The sequence below is a fragment of the Micromonospora inaquosa genome (assembly GCF_003857055.1).
Classification (GTDB): Bacteria; Actinomycetota; Actinomycetes; order Mycobacteriales; family Micromonosporaceae; genus Micromonospora; species Micromonospora inaquosa.
The window spans coordinates 1-2313 of the sequence record NZ_QGSZ01000293.1; the positions used below are offsets into that span (position 1 = coordinate 1).

Consider the following 2313-nt stretch of genomic DNA (forward strand, 5'->3'; position numbering starts at 1 on the left):
CCCCGGCGACAGCACCCCGCCGCTCGACGCCCCGCGCGCCGACCTCATCCTCGACAACGCGCCGTGCGCCTACAAGCTCACCGACGAGCAGTACAACGGCGCACGCACCGACGGACCAGGCGGCGTGGGCACCACCGTGGCACAGCGCATCGCCGCACACGGCTGGAAGGTCATCAAGACCGGCGACGGCTACTACGTACCCCTCAACCAGCCCGAACGCGGCCTGATCCCGCTGCTTCTCGACACCCTGGGCGTCGAAAAGCTGACCGACGGCGAACGCGTCTACCCAACCCTCACCGGCCGACGCAACGGACCACTGATCGTCTCCGGCTTCACCTGCGCCGCCGACGCCACCATCAACGGCCCGGTCACCGTCCAGCCGGGCGCCGCACTCGTCGCGACCGCAACGACCATCAGCGGACCAGTCAGCGCCAACCGCGCCGCCGGCGTCGTCCTCGCCGACAGCACTGTCAACGGCCCGCTCCAGATCACCAACACCACCGACGCGATCTCCATCATCGACGTCACCATCGCCGGCCCCGTCAGCCTCTCCGGCAACACCACCGGCACGAACGCACCCCTGCTGGTCGCAAACACCATCCGCGGCCCGCTCAGCTGCACCGCGAACAGCACCGCCCCGACCAACCTCGGCGTCGCCAACACCGTGCACGGACCGCGCACCAACCAGTGCGCCGCACTGTGACCGTCAGCTAGCCGAACCGGCGCGCCGGCGGTGCCGGGCACCACGCCCCGCACCGCCGGCGCACCCCACCCGCCAACCCCGACCCGTGGAGCCCACCGTGTCGAACCCGTCTCGCGCTCTACGCCTCCCGGCCCTGGCCCTGCTGCTCACCACCGTCGCCTGCACCGCCACAACGGACGCGAGACCACCCACCACCACCAGCGCACCCCAGGTCACCGGGCCACTCTGCGCCGCCCTACCCACCGGCACCGAACCCGGCAACCCGAACTTCCTCGCCGGCCAACCCGTCGACCAGGCACTACGGTGGATCCCCACCCTCACCACGTTCGAAGCGGCCCTACGCACCAGCGGCGCCCTCACCGACCTGCCCACCGGCACCGACGTCACCATCCTCGCGCCCTCCGACGACGCCTTCGCCGCCAAGTTCTCCGAGGACAACTGGGACGACCTGATGGCCCGCCACACCGACCAGCTACGCACCCTGCTCAAGGCACACCTGATCACCGGAACACATTCCATCGAGGACCTGACGACCGCCGGCACCACCACCACCCTCGACGGCACCACCGTCACCATCACCCGCACCGGGCCCACCGCCCGCCTCGACGACCGAGCCGACGCGGTCTGCGCCAACTACCAGGCCACCAACGCGCGCATCCACATCATCAACGCGGTACTCGGCTCACTGCCCACCACCGCCGACAGCACCGACCAACGGGCCCACTGACCGCGCTCACCGCGCCCGGTCCACCGACCCCAGAGCAGCCAGCGCCCGGTTGGTCCGGTTGGCCCGCACCGCGTCGCGCTGCTGAGCGGCCGTCACCTCGATGTACGTCTGCGACGACGCCAACGACGCGTGCCCCAACAAGCGCATGATCTCCGCGGCGCTCGCCCCGTCCTCCGCCAACCGGGTCGCGAAGGTGTGCCGCAGCGCGTGCAACCGCGCGCCCCGAGGCACCCGGTCACCGACACCCGCCCGCCGAAAGCACGACTCCACCAGATACTGCAGCCCACCTCGGCGCAGCGGCTCACCGCGCCGATCCACCAGTAACGCCGAGTCGGGGCGTACCGACCGCGAACCGAAGCGCCGCACCCGACTGTCCAGGTAGTCGACCAACACCCGGTCCAGATCCGCCTCGATCGGCACCACCCGGGTCCGCCCACCCTTCCCGAGCACCTCAATACGCCGCTCACCGGGCCGACCACCCAGCGAGCCGACCCGCAACGCCAGCAACTCCGACAGCCGCAACCCCGCGCAGAGCGCCACCGCCAACACCGCCACGTCCCGCTCCGGCCACGGGTCACGCTGCCGACCGTCGTCTCGGGCGACCGACGCGAGCAACACCTCGGGGGTGTCCGCGCCGCGCAGCGGCTTCGGCTGGGGGAGTAGTGCCCGAGGTCGACCGACCGCTGGCATCGGGTTACCGGCCACGATGCCGTCGGCCACCAGGAATGTGAAGAAACTGTTCCAGGTGGACCAGGCCCGGTGCACCGACGCGGGCGCCCGGGGAGCGGCGAACCGGGCGAAGGCCGCCCGCATCACGCGGGGGGAGAGGCCGGTGATCGACACCGCGTCGAGGGGGAGGGGAGTGGCAGCACCCTCGCCGACC

The 2313-nt window shown here is 71.5% G+C and carries 2 protein-coding genes and 1 pseudogene; 2 read left to right on the forward strand and 1 reads right to left on the reverse strand.

What is annotated here, in order from left to right:
- Nucleotides 1–703 (forward strand): annotated as a pseudogene (locus DLJ59_RS36465) (carboxypeptidase); the annotation flags it as partial.
- A gap of 97 nt (nucleotides 704–800) precedes the next feature.
- A complete protein-coding gene (locus DLJ59_RS26980; RefSeq protein WP_158630915.1) occupies nucleotides 801–1430 on the forward strand; it encodes a fasciclin domain-containing protein in 630 nt (209 codons plus the stop codon).
- A 6-nt stretch (nucleotides 1431–1436) separates the two neighbouring features.
- On the opposite strand, the gene DLJ59_RS26985 is transcribed toward DLJ59_RS26980, so the two are convergent.
- Nucleotides 1437–2313 (reverse strand): tyrosine-type recombinase/integrase (locus tag DLJ59_RS26985; RefSeq protein ID WP_124775776.1); only part of this gene is annotated, 877 nt, incomplete at its 5' end.